We start from the raw sequence: 19,491 nt of genomic DNA, 5'->3' as shown, positions 1-19,491 counted from the left end.
TGTGGATTAGCGGCGGTACCACGGAGTCTGCGCTGCCTTCCGGCGGCGGCGGACGGCGGCCAGCACCAGGATCACCACGGCGGTGGCGCTTGCGGCGGAGAGCGCGCGGGTGCGGGGGGTGCTGTTGGCCGCGGTCTGTTTGGCCGTGGCGGTGTAGGTGCGGGCCTTCTCGATGGCTGGGCCGGTCTTCGCTCGGACGGTGACGTTGGCCCGGGCGGCTGTCTGTCGGGTGCGGGCTCGGGTGTCGGCCAGGCGTGCCTGGGCTCTGCTGCGCACGTCCGGTTGGGGTCTGATCAGCGCGTGGGCGTCGCCGGAGTGAGCGGAGTGGAGCCGCGGATGCGTAGGGCGAGGACCGCGATGTCGTCTTGATGCGCGGTACTGGGGTGATGGCTCAGAAGCATATCGAGCAATTCTTCGAGCGGCAGATCGCGGTGTTCGGCGAGCCGGTGCCGAAGCCGCGTGATGCCGTCGTCCAGGCTGGCGGTACGGGTTTCGACGAGGCCATCGGTATAGAGCAGCAGTGTCGAGCCGGCAGGGAGGGCGGCAGTCTGCGTCGGGCGCGGCCTGTCGGGCTGGACACCGAGAAGCAGCCCGGTCGCCGAGAGCACTCGAGTTTGCCCATCAGGACGAAGAAGAACCGGCGGTGGATGCCCGGCCGTCGACCAGTGCATAACGTGTCCGTACGCGGGATCTGGTTCGGCGATGGCGACCAGCGCGCTGGCCACCGTGCGTTCTCCGAGGGCCAGATTCGCAGTGTCCAGGCGGCGCAGCGTGTCGGTAGGGCTGGTGTCCTGATCGACCAGGAAGGCGCGCAGCATGCTGCGCAGCCGGCCCATGCGGGCTGCAGCCTCGATGTCGTGCCCGGTGACGTCGCCGATGACCAGCGCTAGACGATCGCGCGGTAGTGCCACGGCGTCGTACCAGTCGCCGCCGACCTGCTCGATGCGGTGCGCCGGCTGGTAGCGGGCCGCCAACGCGTAGGGCGGGATGTCGGGGAGGTCGGCGGTGAGCATCGCCCGCTGCAGCGTCTCGGCAACAGTGATGCGCTCGTCGAGGTGGCGGGCCCGCTCGAGCGCCTGGGTGACGTAGCCGGCGAGCGACAGGATGACGGCGCGTTCGCCGACGTCGAGGCGTCGAGGCTGGGCCCAGGCGAATCGCAATGTCCCCAGGGGCCCGTCGCTACCAAGCAGCGGCGCGCACACCAAGGCCTGCCAGCCGACCTGGTCGAGGTCGGAGGCGTGGCTGGGGAACGCGCTTTCGAAGGCTTGCCGGTCGGGGAAGAACATAGGGTGTCGTTCGCGGACGGCCCGGTCGGTGGGGTGGTCGCTGCCGACCGGGACGGTCGACCAGTTAGCGTCGGGACCGGCCGGCAGGGGCGCGGTGGTGATCAGGCGCAGGCGCCCGAGCCCGACCTCGAGCAGCATGATTCCGACGTGGCTGGGCGCCAGGTCACCGCTGACCAGGTCGGCGACGGCCCGCACGACGTCATCCACGGTCAGCGCCCCTTGGAGGGCTTCGCTCGCGCGCAGCAGAAGGCGGCTGTGGCGCAGCGCGATCTCGACGTCGTCCGCGAGTCGGACGGCTTCGGCTTGCGCCCGCCGGCGGGCCGCAGCGGCGTCGGTCATGCGCTGCTGTTCGGCATCCGACCGGCTGCCGGAGATGCGCAGCCGCAGCTCCGAGGAGCAGGCGGCGGCCAGGTCGGTCAGCAGACTTACCTCGTCGGTGGTCCAGATGCGTGGCTGGTGGTCGATCGCGCACAAGGACCCCAGGACGTGCTGGTCAGCATCGGTCAGTGGTATGCCGGCGTAGGCAACGACGCCGAGCTCAGTGAGCGTAGGGTCGGCGCACAGTTGCGGATCCGTGCGCGCATCGGCGACGGTGAGCGGCCGACCGGAGACTACGACACGCTGGCCGAAGGAGTGGGTCAGCGGTGTCTGGCGGCGAGCATTCCAGGGTTGTATGAGACCGAACGCGCCGGGAAAGAATTGGCGGGCTTCATCGACGAGGCACACCAGCGCAACAGGCACGCCCAAAACCTTGCCGACCAGGGCGGCGAACCGGTCCAACGCGAGGTCGGGATAGGCGGTCAGGCCGGTGTGTTGCAGCGCGGCGAGGCGGGAGACCTCTCGCAAACCACTGGTTGCCGACTCTGCATCAGGGAGGCCGCTGGTCACGGGCGTGCCTTGGTGCCGCATCCGGGTCGCGTGGCGTGGCCGGTGGAGCGGCGGAATGGTCGGGGGTGTCCCGGCGCGGCAGGAATTCGATGCACGGCGCTTTCTCGATCGTCCGGTCGGGGAGCACGTTCGCGAACGCCGTTGTTTGACGTCGGTCACCCGGCAGAGGCCGGACGGCCGAGTAATTACGGTACCGCCTGCGGCGGGGAGCCGCCCGTGGACCCGGGCGCGGGCGGGGGCGAAAGGAAGAGGCTCATCTCGTCATCTACCGGCTGGTAGCTCACCGGTCACCAGCGGGTCGAGGCATTGGCCGAGCGACCACCGCCGACCGGAATGTCGGTCTCCGGAAGGGGGTCGCGACAAGCCGACGATGCCCAGCTGAGGTACGGGCCGAAGCGGAGGGCAGCACTCCGGCGTCTTCGGGAGTGGTGCCTTGACGCTGTGGTCGGACACCCCGATGCTGCGATCTGGCCCAAGGCTGCTACTTCGTCCAACTCCGCGCACAGCCTACCCTCGCGGTGTCGCTTGATTCTCTGCCGAAGTGGGCCGGGCGGTTCTACGACGGAAAAGATGGGCGCGGATCGTTTCGGCCGGAGTTCCCCCGGCGGCTGTACTTCCTCTGGCGCGGCGGCTCTGGATCACTGAGCGGGAGTCTTCCACGCGGCGGGAGGCCCCGTATTCACTGGGCGACGCGATCTGGTCGGCGAGAGTCGCCGGAGGTATGTCAGCGACCTGCTGTCCTTGCCGATCAGAACAACGTGTAGAGGAGGCGGCGGGGACAACGAGGGCTCTCGCGGGTGGGGACCCTGGCGACTGCGGTCCCTGGCTGTCGGGGGCTTATCACCCTTTCTGCTTTCACCATTGTGCACCAAGGTGGGAAGCGCTATGCGGCGCAGATGATGGATCGTTACGCCGCCGATCTGTCGGCGGCGGTCGGTGGCCGGGCAAACCACTACAGCGTCCTGCTGGCTTGTCCTGCCGCCGCGGTCGGCGCTCAGCCCGAGCTGCTCAGGGATGACTATTCCCGCATCACTGCACGTCTGGACCCGACCCATCTCCGTGGGGTGGCCAGCATCAGCTCTGTCGTCCCGGCCACCTCCCTCCGAGGTCGGCGCTGTGCAAGAAAACGGCGCGTCCGCGGCGCCTCCGGTCTCGTTCTGCGCCCTCGCTAGGGAGATCGCGGCACGCCTTCGTCGTCTTTGAACGCGCATTCGACGGGATCTCCGATATCCCGGGGCCGGACTTGATGCAGAGCCCACCGGTGGCAGACATCCTGCACCGGGCGTGGCAAAGACACGCGCTCGCGGTGAGCTCGGCCTATCAGCTCATCCGAGACCAGAGTCTGCCCGCCGCGGAGCGTCAGACCTCCGTCGTGTTCGCCGAACCCGTCTACAGCGGGCGAGGGTCCGCGTTTCCTGACCGGTTCGAGGGCTGGATCGTGATGCTGGTGCGCGGCCAGGCCTTCTTGGTGGAGACCCTGCTCCAGCGTGGCCAGGGCGCTGTCCATGTCAACGTCGCCGAGAGCACCGCCCACGGAAGAGTCCTCACATCGATGCGTCCCGGGCGGCGTGCGCGGATTGGCACGCTGGTCCGGCATCGCACCTTGTTCGTCGGCCAGCGCCGCTGGCAGCTCACCGTCTGGCCGACCACCCGCATATTGGCCGCCACCGATCGGGGCATGAGCGGTTTCGCGGTCGCGGCCGGCGCCGCGCTGGCCCTCACGGCCGGCGCCATGACCGCATGCCTCGCCGGCGGTCGCAGCCGGGCTCTGCAGCGGGTCGAGCGCGCCACCGATGCGCTGCGCCGCGACATCGTCCGACGCGAACACGCCGAGGCCCAGTTCCGCGATAGCGAACAGCAGCTGCGTCACCTGGCCTTCCACGATCCGCTCACCGGGCGGCCAACCGCACACTGTTCTACGACCGCCTGGCCAGGCACTTGCTGTGGAGACCCGTGCGGAGCACCCGGTCGTGCTCTTGTTCATCGACTTGGACGGCTTCAAGCAGGTCAACGACCGGCTCGGGCACCAGGCCGGTGACGCCGTCCTACGTGTCGTCGCCAACCGGCTGCGCGCCGGTCTGCGAGTGGTGGACACCGTCGCCCGTATCGGCGGCGCCGAATTCGCGGTCATTCCGGATGACCCCCGAACGACCAATGCGTTGTCATCGACTGCGAGACCGGCGATCTGCACGATCACGGGAAAGCTCTCCAGCACCGGGCGCGGACTCGAGGGACGCACGCGCAGCCTCGGTCTGAGGTGCTAGCGCCACGGCCGCCCGGCTGCCGCTGTCCTCGAGCGGGCTGCTGACCGTATAGGCGTGCACCCCCTCGGGGTCAGGCGGCGGAGCCCGACTCGTCGAAGGCTGCGGTCTGCGCAGAAGATTCGGCGGGCGTCCGACCTGATGTCTCCGCGGCGGTCGGCGGCCAGCACCTCCCCCGCCCATCGTGCCTGCGCGCACGGCCACGTCGGCGCGGCCTGCCCGTGGGCCCCGCTCGCACAGCGAGGCCGCAGTTCATCGCGTCGGACAGGCTGGTGCAGCGGCAAGATCCGGTGCGCAGTCGCAAGTCCGTATCTTCTGCACCCTAAGTCGGATAGCGTGAACGCGAGTCCCCCTCACGTCTCGAGCGGTCCAGGTTCATCAGCACCTTCACCGGCGAGAAGGCTCACTACTCTGTTCGATGCGTACGCCGGTTCGCATCGAATAGCACGGCGCTGGGCTCTCCTTCTGTGGCTCGGCCTGCCTGGGTGCGCTGGCCGGTCTTCACAGCTTGCCGTCGCACGAGGCGGCTGGGTGCGCATCGTCACACCTCCGCACTCGGTTCGCCGGCCAATGGCCCGGACGGGCCCGACCAGGTCATCCGGATCTACACCACCCGCAGCGAGCCCGCCTAACCGAACCGGGCGCGCTCGGGACCGGTGGCAGCTTCGTAAAGATTCCCGTCGGCGGCCGCGGGGATCATCGGTCGCCTCGACGTGAGCTCGTCCGGGGCCGCAGCGTCTCCATCAGAACGGGATCCGTAAGGTTGCCGTGGCAGGTTAGTCAGCGGCCGCTAGGGGCCCGGCTCTGTGGCAAGCCCACTAGAGGTTTGCTCGGGTGCTTCGCGCTATGCCCTGTGCGGTGCCTGCCGCCGGTCGGCGGGATGCCCCCACCCTGCGTTCCCGTCGACCGGCCCCCGCCTGCCCTGTAAGAAGTCTCACCGTAGGTTGCGCCGGCGGAGCACTCAACCCTGCCCGGCTGCGGCCGATGAGCTGTCAAGGCTATCGATGAGGGCCGAGGCGTCGCGCCAAGGCAGCCAGCGGGGGTGCAGCATGGCAGGTCGAGATGGACTGTTCGCAGTCTTCGATAATCGTTCGTTGCGCACAAAGATCGGTGCGGCGGTTCTTGTAGCCACGGTGATTGGTGCGATCGTAGGTGGCCTTGCTATCCATACCGTCTATGGCTTGAATGACCAGGCAGCCGCTGCGCAAAATCGCAGCACGGCCGTACTAACCGCCTCGGGGCAATTCGCGAAGAACATCGAGTCCTATGGCGGCAACGTATCGGCGCTGAAGCTCTATCCGACGCTAGCCTCGACGATCAAAACGAGCATGGCGGCCAACGAGACGCAGGTCACCGCAGCGCTGGACACGCTGGGCGCGAAGCTGACCAGCGCCTCCGGTACGAAACTGGTCGAGAAGGCGCGTAGTGACTGGGGCGCCTTCACGGAGTTCATGGGCACAATCCTCTCCGGCGGAGCATCGACGCCGGCCGAGGTCGCAGCCGGCGCGGCGAAATACAACGAGCTCTACGGAGCTTTGATCGCCGACCAAGCCTCGGTGCAGAAAGAGGCGACGGCCCAAGCGCATGCGGCGGTTCAAACCGCCGAAGACCGCGCCTCAAGCGCGACCCAGACGATCTTGATTCTGCTCGTGATCGGCATCGTCGTGAGCCTCTACTTGGGCTGGCGGGTCGCCAACCGGGTCCGGCAGGCTGTGGCGGGGGTCGCGAGCGTCGCCGACGGCTTGGCCCACGGTGACCTGACCCGCACCTCGGGTGTAACGGTGCGCGACGAAGTGGGCCGGATGGCATCGTCCCTGGACGAGGGCATCGCACGGCTGCGGCAGGATATCCTGGCGCTGGCTGGGAACGCGACGACGCTGCAAGGCGCGGCGCAGCAACTCACCTCGGTGTCCGGGGCAGTCGGTTCGGCGGCCGGGGAAGCATCGGAGCAGGCCGACGCGGTTGCGTCTGCGGCCGACGTAGTATCGAACAACCTGCAGATCGTCTCCTCCGGCTCACAGGAGATGGGCGCTGCGATCCGGGACATCAGTTCCTCGACCGCAGAGGCGACCGAGGTGGCCGCGCAGGCAGTGCAGGTCGCGGCCGCGACCAACGCGACCGTCGCCCGGCTGGGCGAGTCCTCCACCGAGATCGCGACGGTAGTCAAGGTGATCACCTCGATCGCCGAGCAGACCAACCTCCTCGCGCTCAATGCCACGATCGAAGCAGCGCGCGCCGGGGAGGCGGGTAAGGGCTTCGCCGTCGTGGCCAACGAGGTCAAAGATCTGGCGCAGGGAACCGCGAAAGCGACCGAGGACATCGTCCAGCGGGTTCAGACGATCCAGGCGGACACCACCGGTGCGGTCGAGGCGATCGATCAGATCTCTTCGATTATCGAACGCATCAACGACATCCAGTTGACGATCGCCTCGGCGGTGGAAGAGCAGACCGCCACCACCCAGGAGATGAACCGGACGCTGTTGGAGGCGGCTGGCGGCGCTGGCAACATCGCCGCCACCATCGCCGGCGTATCCGACGCCACCAAACGCACCACCGACACGGTGGGGGAGACACGCCGAGCCGCCGGCGAGCTCGCTTCGATGTCTGCTGAACTGCAGGATCTCGTGGCGCGCTTCACCTACTGACCGGCGCAGATCTGACCGCACAGAGCCTGACGGCCGGACGCATGGCCGGACGGCGACGGCGACGGCGACGGCGACGGTCAACCCGGACGCGATTCACATCAGAGACGCGACACACAGCGCTCGAGCAGAGAACCCCCCGGCGGTGCGCCCGCCGGACCTCTCGGTGACCCGCTGGGCCGCGGGAAGAGAACCTGCCACGAAAGGAACGGAAAGTGAGTTACGAATCGCAGCACGCGGCGTCGCTCGCGCGCCTGCGGGAGACGTCACGAACTCTCGAGGAGTTGCAGCTGCTTCTGGAAGCTGAGGAGGCCGTGGCAACGAGCCGGGTCCGTGACGTGCTGGCCCAGCATCAGCTGCGCCTGCAGACGCTCCAGACCGTCATCAAAGTGAGAAAGACAAGTGCGTCAGAACGCCCGCACTCAGTCGCCTTCAGCGCCGATGACGCACGCTGGAGCCTGGAACGAGCTGCCCACGAAACCGCCGTAGAGTGTCTTGGATGGCAGCGCGCACGTCTGCGTTCGGCGACCGAGGTCCTGCAGGGCATCGCGGCGGTGTGCGACGCGATCATCGATGTGCGCACTGCACCCACGGATGAATGACGATATACCTCTTCAGTGTCGGCGGTGACCGGCTGACTGCGATGGATGACAGGGTCTTGACTGTGACGGGAGACTGCCGGGCATTCGCGCATCTTCAAGGTGCAGCAGCACGCAGGTCGGGTCGGATCCGCGCTCAGGCAATACGCCGACACCTCGATGTCGTCTCCCGCGGTGTGCATCCGATGGCGCCGTGCCAATCGGGACTACCACGCGGTCCACCCTTGATTTGCCGATACGCGTTCATCTAAGTGTCGGTGGGTGGTGCGTTGCCGGTTGTGAAGCGCGGGCGCCCTCCGGTGTCCGAGAGCACTCCGCTGCCTCGGCGAAAGGCCTTCCGGTCCACGATCGCAGCGACCACGTCCGACGCTTCGCGCGAGACGGCTCGGCTCCGCGTAGCGTCAGATTGTTACCAGACCTGTGCGGCTTCGGCGCGGTGGCGCGCGGCTTCCTCCCGGTCAGTACGCGCGTGAGCACCGCCATGGGCTGCCTTCTCGTCATGCAGCCGCGCGGCGGCGCGGTGTTCGGCGGCTGCACGATCGACGGCCTCGTGTGCGTGCCGAGCCGCGTCAGCGAGTCGGGTCTTGGCCGTCGCCGCATCCTCGTCCGACGCCACGACCGATTCTGGTTCGGCCAGTTGCCGACGGCGTCGGCGAAGTTCATCCATACGGCTGTCGAGTTCAGCGATTCGGCGGGTGGTGTACTCCTGCCGTTCGCGGAGCTCATCGTAGCGCTGCTCGGTGTAGGGCGCCACACGTTCTGGCTTCATAACGTCGGTATGCCCACTGACGGTGGCATGCGATTCATTTCGAGTGCTGCTTGATTCGAGGTGCCCGTGCGGCCTTCGGATGCTCGGGGATGTCATGAACCTCCCACAGAGGTCACCGCAGCGATTTGGTGCACGCGCCTACCTTCGCGAGTACGGCAGTGATCAGTCCGGTCAGATCGGGAGTGACCAGCGCGTCGTCGTCGATGTGGTGCCAGACGTCGACTAGATCCACGGCTGCTAGCGATGGCGCACCGCCGCGCCGGCCGATGAAGCCGACCGGCTGGACAGGGTACACGGCGGACCGCAAGCCCTGTGCGGGCTCGGGTCGGTCCGCTCGTCGGTGGCATCCCAGACGGGTGCGTCGGCGCGTGCGAGCCCCCTGCAGATCGGCGCTCCCAGAGGCAACCATTCCCGCGCTGCTACAACTCGCCGACATCGATGAGCGGACATCCGCCGCTGCTGAGCCTGGTCGACATCCGCTGTCGGGTCCGGCTGTGGCTTGGATCGCGTGTACGAGCCGTCGTCACTGGTCAGCGTGGCTGCCGGTGGCGGACGGCGGCGCTACCTAGATGTTCTGTCCACGGACGTTGGTGACGGTGGGGTTGACGTGACGGAGGACCTCCGGGCAGGTGTGTAGCTGCCAAGCACACACACGCTGTCGGTCCACGGAGGTCCTCCAGTGCCCCACCGTAATGCCCCGCTGACCGAACTCGGACGGCTGCGGCTGCCCCGCTGCATCGTCGAGGACCGCTGGTCGTTACGGCGAGCCGCCGACCGCTTCCAGGTCTCCCACACCACCGCCGCACGCTGGGCCAGCCGCTACCGCCAGCACGGCTCGACCGGCATGAACGACCGATCCAGCCGCCCGCACAGGTCACCGATGCGCACCCCGGCCCGGACCGAACGACGCATCCTCAAGATCCGCGTCATCCACAGAATGGGACCCGCGCGGATCGCCGCCCGGCTGGGACTGGTCCCGGCCACGGTCCACCGCATCCTGACCCGCTACCGACTTCCGCGCCTGACCCACCTCGACCGCGCGACCGGCGTCCGGATCCGCCGCTACGAACGCGACGCCCCCGGCGACCTGATCCACGTCGACGTCAAGAAACTCGGCCAGATCCCCGACGGCGGCGGGCACCGGACCACCGGCCGCGCCACCGGCGACCGCAACAAACTTGCCACCACCACCGCCCGCAAGAACCGCCGTCCGGTGATCGGCTACGCCTACCTGCACACCGCGATCGACGACCACTCCCGCCTGGCATACACCGAAATCCTTACTGACGAGAAGAAAGAGACCGCGACCGGCTTCTGGACCCGCGCGCAGGCCTACTTCACCAGCTGCGGCATCACGGTCGCCCGCGTCCTGACCGACAACGGCTCCTGCTACAAATCCCGCCTCTGGGCCGACACCCTGACCACCGCCGGAATCATCCACAAACGCACCCGGCCCTACCGCCGCAAACCAACGGAAAAGTCGAACGCTTCCACCGCACCCTGGCCGACGAATGGGCCTACGCCCGCGCCTACCACTCAGAGACCGACCGCCGCGAAGCCTTCCCGCAATGGCTGCACTTCTACAATCACCACCGCGGCCACACCGCCCTCGGCGGCCTACCACCGGCAGCCCGCGTCACCAACCTGTCGGGACAGAACACCTAGACCGCCGGCTGTTGCGGGGCGCTCAGGGGGCGGCACGTTCGGTGGGCGGATCGTGTCGTTCCTCGTTGCCGTGGCCTGGTTGAAGGTGCGTGGCCCGGGAGAGTCGCAGCGGCGTGAATGGTTTGCCGTGTTGGGCAGCGATGGCTTCGGCGGGTAGGCAGACGTGGTCGCCTCCCTCGTCGAGCAGCGCGCTGCGGCGGGCGACCAGCCAGTTCGGGCAGTCGGCGAGCAGTGGTACCCCGCCGGCGCCGGTTGTGGTCGCCAGGTCGGCGAACTTGTCGATCGTGTCCCCGCTTTGCGTGCCGAAATGCGCGGCGAGCGGGAGGTCGTCCTCGGCGAGGAAGTGCAGCGCGAGGTAGTCGGAGCGTAGGGCGACGCGGTAGGTGTGGTTGGCCTTGGACAGCCAGACACAGTACCGCTCCGGTGTGATGCTGGACTGGGCGTGGAAGCCGACCAGGCATCCGGCACGCTCGTCGCCGACCGCCGTGGTGACCACGATCAGCGGCGGGTCGAGCGCGGCGACCAGTCCGCTGAATGCGTCTGACGTCATCGTGTTCCTCGTTCGTAGCGGAGGAAGAGGGTGTCCCCGTCGGCGAGCACGTGTCGCAGGGTGAAGGGCGTGACCGGCGCGTCGGGTGGAGTGACCGACACCGGCAACGGGTCGCCGCCCATCACCGGGGAGATCGTGAGGCACAGCTCGTCGAGAAGATCCGCGGCGACCAGTTCCCCGAGCCAGGTGGGTCCGCCTTCACAAAGCACGACCTGGTGACCGAGCCGGACGAGGCCGGCGAGCGCCGCGGCCGGCTCGACGCGCTCGGTACCGGCTACTACCACTTCGGCGACGCCTCGGGCGGCGGTGAGCCGGTCGGGGTCGGCGTTTTCACAGGTCAGCACTATTGTTCGGCGACCAGCCGGGGCATTGGTGAAGATCGTCGACGACCAGTTCAGGTCCAGCGAGCGGCTGACGATCGCGATCGCCGGTATGTCGGGCTTGCCTGCGGCCCGCCGCGCCGCGACCCGCTCCGGTGGCAGTTTGACCGGCCCGTAGCCTTCCGCGCGTACGGTCTGCGCGCCGACGAGTACCACGTCAGCGAGCGCGCGCATGAGCCTGAACAGTTCGGCGTCGGGCACGGTGGACAGGCGACCGACCCGGCCGCTGATCGCCGCCGTGCCGTCGAGCCCGCCGACCATGTGGCCGACCACCCAGCAGCCGAGCCGACCCGGTCGCCGCTCGACCGCCGCGTACGGGGCAAGGGGATCGGGAACATCCTCGCTAGTCGTGAGTACCTGCACGGCACTCCCTCGTCGCAGACCGCTGGGGGACACCGTGCCTCAACCTGGACCGGGACAGGCCACTACTCTCTCAGAAGCGGAGGGGCTACTGCACGGATCTGTGACATCCGAGATCGCTTGGCCACTGGCCGGGCTGGAAGGATGTTGCCGTGCCGAAGCCGTATCCCCGTGAGTTCCGTGAGGACGTCGTCCGGGTCGCCCGTAACCGCGGGCCCGGCGTGACCGTCGCCCAGGTCGCGCGGGACTTCGGGGTTCATGAGATGACGCTGTCGAAGTGGATGCGTCAGGCCGACGTCGAAGACGGCGTGAAGCCCGGCGTCACCATCGATCAGTCGGCGGAGCTGCGTGAGCTGCGGCGCCGTAACCGGTTGCTGGAGCACGAAAACGAGGTCCTGCGTCGCGCTGCGGCGTATCTGTCGCAGGCGCAACTGCCGGGAAAAGGCTCTACCCGCTCGTGACAGAGCTCGCCGCTGCCGGGCGCCCGGGTGCCGGTCGCGGTGGCGTGCCGGGTCCTCAAGCTCCACCGCCAGCACTACTACGCCTGGCTCGCGAAGCCGGTCACCGACGCCGAACTCGAGCAGGCGTATCTGGCCGACGCCGTGTTCGACGCTCACCGCGACGACCCGGAATTCGGCTATCGGTTCCTGACCGACGAAGTCCACGACGCCGGCTGGCCCGCGGCCGAACGAACTATCTGGCGGATCTGCGCGGATAACGGCTGGTGGAGCGTGTTCGGTAAGAAGCGCAGCGGAAAGACAGTCAGGCCGGGACCACCTGCCCATGACGACCTCGTGCAACGGCAGTTCCAGGCCGACGGGCCGAACCGGGTCTGGCTCACGGATTTGACCGAACATCGCACGGGTGAAGGCAAGCTCTATCTCTGCGCGGTCAAAGACGTGTGGTCCAACCGGATCGTTGGCTACTCCGTCAGCGACCGGATGGAAACGGTGATCGCTGTCCGTGCCGTCGAGTCCGCGGTCGCCCGCCGCGGCGGGAACGTCGCCGGGTGTGTGCTGCATAGTGATCGCGGCGGGCAGTTTCGTTCCCGGAAGCTGCAGCAGACACTGTTCCGGCATCGCATGGCCGGATCGATGGGGCAGGTCGGTTCGGCCGGGGACAACGCGGCGATGGAGAGCTTCTTCAGCCTGCTCCAACGCAACGTCCTCGACCGCCGCACCTGGACCACCCGCGAGGAGCTGAGGATCGCGATCGTCACCTGGATCGAACGGACCTACCACCGCCGACGACGCCAGAACCGGCTCGGCCGGTTGACCCCCATCGAATACGAAACCATCATGAGTCAGGCCGCCGAACAGGCAGCCTGACGACTGTCCCGGAGACGTGCAGCAGCCCCTTCGGCCGCCCTGCCGATCACCATCCTGCGGCCGGGGCTCCGTCGTCATCGACAATCTTTAGTAACTCCCAGGGCGCACCGCTCGCCTCGGCCTCCAGCTGGGCCTGCGCCAAGTCCGGCCCGGCATACACCAGGTAGCCACGGTCCTTGATTTGTACATGCTGCGCCACCCATCCACCAGGCGTGTCACTGTGCAGGTACACCTCAACGGTCCAGCCATCGGCGCGCATCATCACCATCTTGGCTCCCGAATCAACCTAGGATCCGAGTGTTGCCGCGGCAGACGGTAGGGCGCGAAACTACAAGGCCGAAATTCGGCGATGCCGGTCACATGACGGTGGCAAGCGCGGACTCGGCGAGCATGACCGAGGGTCGCCTCCCGAGTTCAGCGGAGGTGATCCCTTTCTTTCTAATCATCTAAGCGGCCGCCATATAACGACAATGCTGGCAACGTGCTGCCCGTCCAGATGCTGCCTCGATAGTGCAACCCGCGCCACCCGCGTCGCGCCTCATGTCGCCGCGTCGAGACTCTTGCGTCTGTAACGGTATCCTTCTCAAGGCTAGCTAAAGCGGAGGAGTGCGCATATTCGCAACGATGCGCGGGGTGAACTTCATGGCGCACCACGAGAATTGGTCGATCTAGTCTGTCGGCCATTTCGGGGCGGAGGTGTCCCCGTTCCAGCACGTCATCGACCCCGACGCTGATTTCGGCGGGCTGAAGCCCAGTCAGCTCCGTACGCCATCGGCGAGAGGCTCGCGCCGTCTGGATCAATGTCGGAGCATCTTTGGCGACCTGCCTGTCCAGCGGCACACTCAGCCCGTCCGGGTGAGCTGCGTCTGGACCAGCGGAACAAACGTCTGTTGGTGCCGAACAGCCCAGTAGTGACTGTCACCCATTCCGGTTGGCCGGTCTGCTCCGGGGTCTCCTTATTCTCGACGATCCGAATACCGGTCCGTAGGCGCGGACGATGTACCTGGTCACTGGCCGTGGTAGGCGTCGCTACCCGATGAGCCGGCCCACTCGACGGGCGTGGACCCGGTCATCTGGTTCATCGCCCGAGATACCTGGCCCGCGGGGTCGGAGCGTTCGGGGCGGCCTCGGCGATCCGCGGCTTCTCGTTTCTGGATCAGCCCTCGGACACCCGCTGCTACCGCCGCGGCGATTACTACGATCGCAATCGCTACGAAGACCAGCGGGAGGCAAGCGATGACGGCCTGCAGATAGTCGCTGATCGGATCTGCGCCGGCCGCCGGCAGGACTATTGATACTCGAACCGGTCCGACAGCTGCCGCAGACCGTGTGAAAGCCGGGAAAGCTCGACTGCTGCAGCCTCGGTCTGCGTGGCGGCTTCGTGCGTCAGATGGCTGGTCTGGGTGAGCCGGGCGACCGAACCGGCGGCACCGGCCGACGAATCCCCGGCCACTCCGACACTGCCGGCGATCTGCCGGGTCGCGGTGCTTTGCACGTCGACCGCGCGGGCTACCTGCTGCTGGAGCTCGTTGATACAGTGGATGACTTCGCTGATCCGGCCGATTGCTTCGGACGCGCGGGAAGTATCCGCCTGCATGGCCGAGACCTTGATACCAATGTCCTCTGTGGCGGCGGCGGTTTCCCGCGACAACTCCTTTACCTCTCCCGCAACCACGGCGAATCCTTTTCCCTGCTCACCAGCCCGCGCCGCCTCGATCGTTGCGTTGAGCGCCAGCAGGTTCGTCTGCTCGGCGATGTCAGTGATCAAACCGACCACCGTGGACACGTCGGTGCTGGAACTGCCCAGCCGCCCAATGGTGTCGTGCGTGGTGGCGGCCAGGCGGACCGCCTCTGCGGCGACTGCGCCGGCCTCGGCGACCGCCGCGATGATCTCGCGAATGGAGACTTGCAGACCATCCGTGGCTTCGGTCGTTTCCGTCACGCTGGCGGTGACGCGGTCGATGTTCTGGTCGGCGTGCAACGCCTCAGCCAACACGGTGCCGGCACCTTCGGACAGTTGACGACTGGTGGCGGTCAGCTCTTCCGAGGCGGCCGCCACCGACTCAGCATTCTGTTTAATTTCCGAAAGCGCGCTCCGGAGCGATCCGACAATCGCGTTGAGGCTATGTCCCAGATCCGCGAATTCATCTGAGCCGCCGATCGCGACGGTACTGCGCAAGTCACGGGCCGCGACCTGCCTGGCGGTGCTGAGGCACCGATCCATGCGTTGCGCGATCCGGCGGGCGAGCAGCAGCGCGGCGCCACCGAGCACCAGCGCGGCGAGCAGACCGGTGACCATGGTGAGCAGCTTCGCCTCGGTGGCCGCGGTCGCTGCCTGATTGGAGGACTGCTTCACGCGAGCTGCGATCGCTTTTTCCAGGCCATCGATGGCCGCAGAAACCTGCGTGTCGACCTTGTCGTAGGCGGGACGCGCGGCCAGCGCGCCCCGGCGGCCGGGATCAGAAGCGACCCGGCTGGCGAGCGTCACCATGCGCTGACCGGCAGCAATCAGATCATCGAAACTCGCCAGAGCAGTATCGGCTTGGGAACGCAGTTCGGGCGCATACCGAATGACTTCATCGATTCCCGCGCGAGCGCTCACAACGTTCAGTCCGAGCTGATCGAGCACTCCTTGACGTTCGGTGGGATTGTTGGTCACCAGGGCGGCCAGCACGTTGGCCCGGTAGGAGGCACGCGCGACATCGACCGTCTGCGCCGCCCGATCCGCAGTGGCCGCGCCCCGTGCCGCGGCCTGCTCGTTCGCAAGCTCGGAGACGCCACGGTATCCGATGCCGCCAGCTGTCGACACCAACACGAAGCCGACCACAGCAAGGCCGGCGACCTGACGTCGAAGCGTGAACTTCACAGTGCCCCCTCGGCCGACAAGTCATCCATCGGCCGGTCAATGCGAGACTTAAGTCTAAGATCGACCCCATCTGCGCCGATACATCGGTGTGCGTTCGTACCCAGGTCGCGGGTCGACCAGCAAGAGTGTCAGGGTGCTGGTGGCTCTGGTGCTGGCCACGTCCGTCCCCAGCGCGTGTTCTTCCGCTGCCTCGCCGATGGCCGAACCGATCGATCGGATCGCCGAGGTCACAGCGGCGCTGCCCGCTGCCGTCCGTGACTCGGGACAGCTCGTCGGAGGCACCGATCCGACGTTCGAACCCATGACCTTCCTCAAGGATGGCGTCTATGCCGGGCTGGACGTCGACATCGCCGAGGCGATCGCCGGCAAGCTCGGGATGCGCGTGAAATGGCAGACGGTGTCATTCGGGGACCTACTCGTCCAAGTGCAGGATCATCAGCTCGACTTCTCGATCTCCTCAATGTTCGATCGGGCCGAGCGGCAGCAGAAGGCGGACTTCGTTGACTACCTCAACGCAGGGACGTCGATCGTCGTGCGGAAGGGGGTCGGTGACATCGGCGGCATGCCGGGCCTGTGCGGCCGGCGTGTAGCCGTCCAGCCGGACACTGTCTTTGTCGACATGGCCAGCCAGCAGAGCAACTCCTGCGGCGCCAAGACCCTGACAGTCGTCCTCTCGAGCAAACCCTCCTCAGCGGTCCGGGACGGCCGAGCCGACAGCGCCCTGAACGACTTCCCGATCGCAGCGCTCGACGTAAAGAAGATGCCGACCCTGGAACTGTCCGGACCGCAGATCGAGGCAATTCCCTACGGAATCGGCGTTGCGAAGGATCGCAAGGCGCTGACCACGGCGATGCAGACGGCGCTATACGTGCTGGTCAAAGATGGAACCTACGACAGGCTGCTCACCAAATGGGCCGTCACCGAGGGTGCACTTCGCACCGGTGCGATCAATGGCGGCGCTTAACTCTGTCGGAACCTTCGCGCCGCTGTCCCTGGGCCTGACGTCCTCCGCCTCTCCGAGTTAATCCACAACATGGATGGCTCCGGCGAGCAGCTGACCGTCGCCCGGCTGGATAAAACGATTGCCATGTGCGAGCGCGCGGGCGCTAGCCGCGCCATCCATGAACCGACCGGCGGCCCTACGGCCAAGCCTGCGTGAACCTCGGAGGGCCGGCACGCCGCGGCTCGTCGACTTCAGCGTGCGGTCGAGGCGGCCGGGAACCGCCTAATACGCACCCACACTTTCATTCTGCGGGTCGGCATAAGAGAATCTCAGTCTTCGCTTATGCGCAAAGTGTGGGACGGCGGGTGACCGTAGGCGGTGCGGTAGTCGGCGGCGAACCGGCCGGGTTGGGTGTAACCCCAGCGGGCAGCGATGGCCGCGACCGTGGTCCCCCCGCGGCGCGGCTGCAAGCAGATCCGCATGGGCCAGGTCCAGGCGTACACGCCGCAGGTACGACATGGGGGTGGCGGCGGAAGGCGATCTGAATCGCACGCGGAGTCACGCGCGCTGCTCAGGCAATGTCGGGAAGGGCCAGGGCGAGGTCAGGATTGGCCTCGATGCAGACGATGGCGCGGCGCAGGGTGTTCGGGTGAGCGTCTCGTCGATCGCGGGTGCTCGGTTCGGCGTCCGCGGTGCGGAGAAAGCCGCCAGAGCAGTGGCGGCTAGTAGCTGGCCTGCCGCTCCGACAACCAGCGGCGAGACGGGTCCCATCGATTTGGTAAGCAAGTAGTCGACGAACCGGAAAGCCTGACGCCACCGCGCGCCGCCGGCGGACAGCGGCTGCCATGTCCAGTCGGATTGGTCAACCGGTATACCTGCCGCTGCCCGCAACAGACTTGCGGACGGACTGACTGCAAGACGGTCATCTCGTGCGAATCGCTCACCCACTCAGCCTGCGGAAGGCCGCATATGTGGACATCGCCGGGTCCATAGTGCACACCCGCTCGACCCCGTTGGAAACCGCCTCGCCCAGCGGCCACCACGCCGATCGCGACCTGACCCTCGAGTCCTCGCATCCCAAACTCAAGATCCGCAGGCAGCCGCACCTCACTTGTGCAAGAGTCGCCGGCCGCGATCCTTCGCACTCCCAGCATCCAGTCAGTGGCTAGCGTTCTGCCGATCCGCATCTTGGAACCGAAAGTCGCAGCAAGGATTTCCCGAGCCGGGACTGCCCAGAGTTCAGTTGACTTCGGCGGTTGAGCGGAGTCAGGCCGCGTGAGCGGTGTGGTGGAGTGTCTCGTATTCGATCGGGGTCAGCCGCCCGAGAGCGTTCTGGCGTCGGCGGCGGTGGTAGGTCTTTTCGATCCAGGTGACGATCGCCAGCCGGAGTTCTTGGCGGGTCGGTGCGCGCAGCCGGTGTAGCTGGGAGATCGCGGTGCCGGTCGCGAGGACGGCGGTTTCGGTGACCTCGAGGACGAGCCGGGAGGCCTCCGCGCCCGTCTCGTGCAGGATCGCCTGGACCTGATCGGCGAAGTCGGGTTCGGCGAGTTGGCGGGCGGACACGTTGACGCTGATCTTGCTGGGTGCGAGTGCGCCGTGGGTGGTTTGCCAGGCAGCGGCTTGCCGGCAGGCGTGCCGCAGCACCCAGTAGCCGAGTTCGATGATGCTGCCGTTGCGTTCGGCGACGGGAATGAACAGGTCCGGTGGGACGAGGCCGCGGTCGGGGTGTCGCCAGCGCATCAGGACTTCCCCGCCGATCGTCGCGCCGGTGAGGAGGTCGACGATCGGCTGGTAGAGGGCGAAGATCTGGCCGTCGGGGAGCGCGTGGCGCAGGTCGGCCGAGAGCCGGGCGGTTTCGTCGGCGGCGGCGTCCATGGCGGGGTCGAACCAGTGCCGGCGGTCGCAGCCGGCGGCCTTCGCGGTGTACATGGCGACGTCGGCGCGGCGGAGCAGCTCCTGCGGGGTGTCGCCCGGGCGGCTGGTGGCCAGGCCGATACTCGTGCCGGTGACGATCGTGTGTTCGCCGAGTTCGGTCGGCTCGCGCATGACGGCGAGAACGTCGTCGATGAGTGCCTCGATGTCCGCGTTCGGCGTCGTCTCGTCGGCGCGAACAGGGACGGCGAGGGCGAACTCGTCGCCGCCGAGCCGGGCGACCAGGCCACGGTTGCCCCAGACGTTCGTCAGCCGGGTGGTGACCACGACGAGGAGCTGGTCACCGACTCCGTGGCCGAGCCGGTCGTTGACGATCTTGAAATCGTCAACGTCCAGGAGCGCCAGGTAGTGGGAGCGGCCGTCGGCCAGTGTCTGCTCGAGGTGACGTTCGAGGTAGGCCCGGTTGGCCACGGCGGTCAGGCTGTCGTGCGTGGCCTGGAACTCCAGGCGTTCCTGGTAGTCCTCCAGATCGCTGAGCTGGGCGTCGACGGTGGTCAGGAGGCGGTCGTTGTCCCGCAGCGCCAGAATTTGCCGGACGATCACCAGCAGCGTGAGCGTCACCGCGACGATCTCCATGAAGACCGTCTCGCCAGGGTTCGCGGTGCCGGTCAGGAGCAGCAGCGCGTCGGCGACCACGACCGCCAGATAGGGCAGCACGCTGACCCGCCGCCGCCGGCGGCGCGGCGCAGGCGGCGCGTCACCGGCGTGCTGCTGGACGGCGGCCAGATGGATGCTCAGCGCCGCCACCGGCACCGCGACCAGGCTGGTGGACAGGTAGGGGTGATCCACGAGGAAGGGTGAGAGGTCGCCGAGCACGGCGCTGGTCGCGCTGCCGACCGCGAGGATGCGGATGGCGCGGCGATCCAGTCGGCCGGCGCCGGCGAAGGCGACCTTGACGAAGGTGACCAATGAGAGAGCGGCCAGCACCAGGATGGAGATCTGGGCGCCGGCCGAGCCGGTTTGGGCGATCCACTCCTGATGGTTGCGCAGCGACAGGTGCCACACCACCGCGGCGGCGGTGA

General features: G+C 67.4%; 13 protein-coding genes and 3 pseudogenes. 8 read left to right on the top strand and 8 right to left on the bottom strand.

What is annotated here, in order from left to right:
• Positions 1-6: 6 nt before the first annotated feature.
• A complete protein-coding gene (locus ACGFY5_RS44365; protein WP_392731021.1) occupies positions 7-276 on the bottom strand; it encodes a hypothetical protein in 270 nt (89 codons plus the stop codon).
• 17 nt (positions 277-293) lie between these two features.
• Complete coding sequence (locus ACGFY5_RS44360) at positions 294-2,174, bottom strand: GAF domain-containing SpoIIE family protein phosphatase (RefSeq protein WP_392731019.1); 1,881 nt, start codon at positions 2,172-2,174, stop codon at positions 294-296.
• Positions 2,175-3,288: 1,114 nt separating this feature from the next.
• Here ACGFY5_RS44360 and ACGFY5_RS44355 point away from each other — a divergent pair.
• The 6 genes and pseudogenes from ACGFY5_RS44355 (at position 3,289) to ACGFY5_RS44330 (ending at position 10,110) form a co-directional block, all read left to right on the top strand.
• Positions 3,289-4,212 carry a CHASE domain-containing protein gene (locus ACGFY5_RS44355; protein ID WP_392731040.1) on the top strand — a complete coding sequence of 308 codons (924 nt, stop codon included), beginning with the start codon at positions 3,289-3,291 and terminating at the stop codon, positions 4,210-4,212.
• Positions 4,118-4,438, top strand: a complete 321-nt coding sequence (locus tag ACGFY5_RS44350; RefSeq protein ID WP_392731018.1) for a diguanylate cyclase — start codon at positions 4,118-4,120, stop codon at positions 4,436-4,438. The genes ACGFY5_RS44355 and ACGFY5_RS44350 overlap by 95 nt, the downstream gene beginning before the upstream one ends.
• A gap of 1,046 nt (positions 4,439-5,484) precedes the next feature.
• A complete protein-coding gene (locus tag ACGFY5_RS44345) occupies positions 5,485-7,080 on the top strand; it encodes a methyl-accepting chemotaxis protein (protein ID WP_392731016.1) in 1,596 nt (531 codons plus the stop codon).
• A gap of 212 nt (positions 7,081-7,292) precedes the next feature.
• The gene (locus ACGFY5_RS44340; RefSeq protein WP_392731015.1) at positions 7,293-7,679 is read left to right on the top strand and encodes a hypothetical protein; all 387 of its coding nucleotides are present in this window, start codon (positions 7,293-7,295) and stop codon (positions 7,677-7,679) included.
• 466 nt (positions 7,680-8,145) lie between these two features.
• The gene (locus ACGFY5_RS44335; protein ID WP_392731014.1) at positions 8,146-8,499 is read left to right on the top strand and encodes a hypothetical protein; all 354 of its coding nucleotides are present in this window, start codon (positions 8,146-8,148) and stop codon (positions 8,497-8,499) included.
• Between the two features lie 625 nt (positions 8,500-9,124).
• A pseudogene (locus ACGFY5_RS44330) lies at positions 9,125-10,110 on the top strand (IS481 family transposase).
• A 22-nt stretch (positions 10,111-10,132) separates the two neighbouring features.
• On the opposite strand, the gene ACGFY5_RS44325 reads toward ACGFY5_RS44330, so the two are convergent.
• Both ACGFY5_RS44325 and ACGFY5_RS44320 read right to left on the bottom strand, forming a co-directional pair.
• Entirely contained in the window at positions 10,133-10,660 is a 528-nt protein-coding gene (locus ACGFY5_RS44325; protein WP_392731013.1) for a flavin reductase family protein, read from the bottom strand.
• The gene (locus ACGFY5_RS44320) at positions 10,657-11,403 is read right to left on the bottom strand and encodes a pyrimidine reductase family protein (protein ID WP_392731011.1); all 747 of its coding nucleotides are present in this window, start codon (positions 11,401-11,403) and stop codon (positions 10,657-10,659) included. Before ACGFY5_RS44320 ends, ACGFY5_RS44325 begins: the two co-directional genes overlap by 4 nt.
• Positions 11,404-11,552: 149 nt before the next feature.
• On the opposite strand from ACGFY5_RS44320, the pseudogene ACGFY5_RS44315 reads away from it, so the two are divergent.
• A pseudogene (locus tag ACGFY5_RS44315) lies at positions 11,553-12,728 on the top strand (IS3 family transposase).
• Positions 12,729-12,774: 46 nt separating this feature from the next.
• On the opposite strand, the gene ACGFY5_RS44310 reads toward ACGFY5_RS44315, so the two are convergent.
• Together ACGFY5_RS44310 and ACGFY5_RS44305 are read right to left on the bottom strand one after the other, a co-directional pair.
• Positions 12,775-12,996 (bottom strand): hypothetical protein, encoded by a 222-nt coding sequence (locus tag ACGFY5_RS44310; protein WP_392731010.1) that lies wholly within the window; start codon positions 12,994-12,996, stop codon positions 12,775-12,777.
• Between the two features lie 1,020 nt (positions 12,997-14,016).
• The gene (locus ACGFY5_RS44305) at positions 14,017-15,594 is read right to left on the bottom strand and encodes a methyl-accepting chemotaxis protein (RefSeq protein ID WP_392731008.1); all 1,578 of its coding nucleotides are present in this window, start codon (positions 15,592-15,594) and stop codon (positions 14,017-14,019) included.
• A gap of 133 nt (positions 15,595-15,727) precedes the next feature.
• Between ACGFY5_RS44305 and ACGFY5_RS44300 the strand changes: the two genes are divergently transcribed.
• On the top strand, positions 15,728-16,558 hold the full coding sequence (locus ACGFY5_RS44300) for a transporter substrate-binding domain-containing protein (RefSeq protein ID WP_392731007.1): 831 nt from the start codon (positions 15,728-15,730) through the stop codon (positions 16,556-16,558).
• A gap of 1,245 nt (positions 16,559-17,803) precedes the next feature.
• Here ACGFY5_RS44300 and ACGFY5_RS44295 read toward each other — a convergent pair.
• Complete coding sequence (locus tag ACGFY5_RS44295; protein ID WP_392731038.1) at positions 17,804-18,412, bottom strand: EAL domain-containing protein; 609 nt, start codon at positions 18,410-18,412, stop codon at positions 17,804-17,806.
• 33 nt (positions 18,413-18,445) lie between these two features.
• Positions 18,446-19,045: pseudogene (locus ACGFY5_RS44290) on the bottom strand (diguanylate cyclase domain-containing protein); the annotation flags it as partial.
• Positions 19,046-19,491 lie beyond the last annotated feature (446 nt).

The sequence above is a fragment of the Cryptosporangium sp. NPDC048952 genome (genome assembly GCF_043197895.1).
In the GTDB taxonomy this organism is placed as follows: Bacteria; Actinomycetota; Actinomycetes; order Mycobacteriales; family Cryptosporangiaceae; genus Cryptosporangium.
This window is presented reverse-complemented; position numbering and strand designations above follow the sequence as displayed.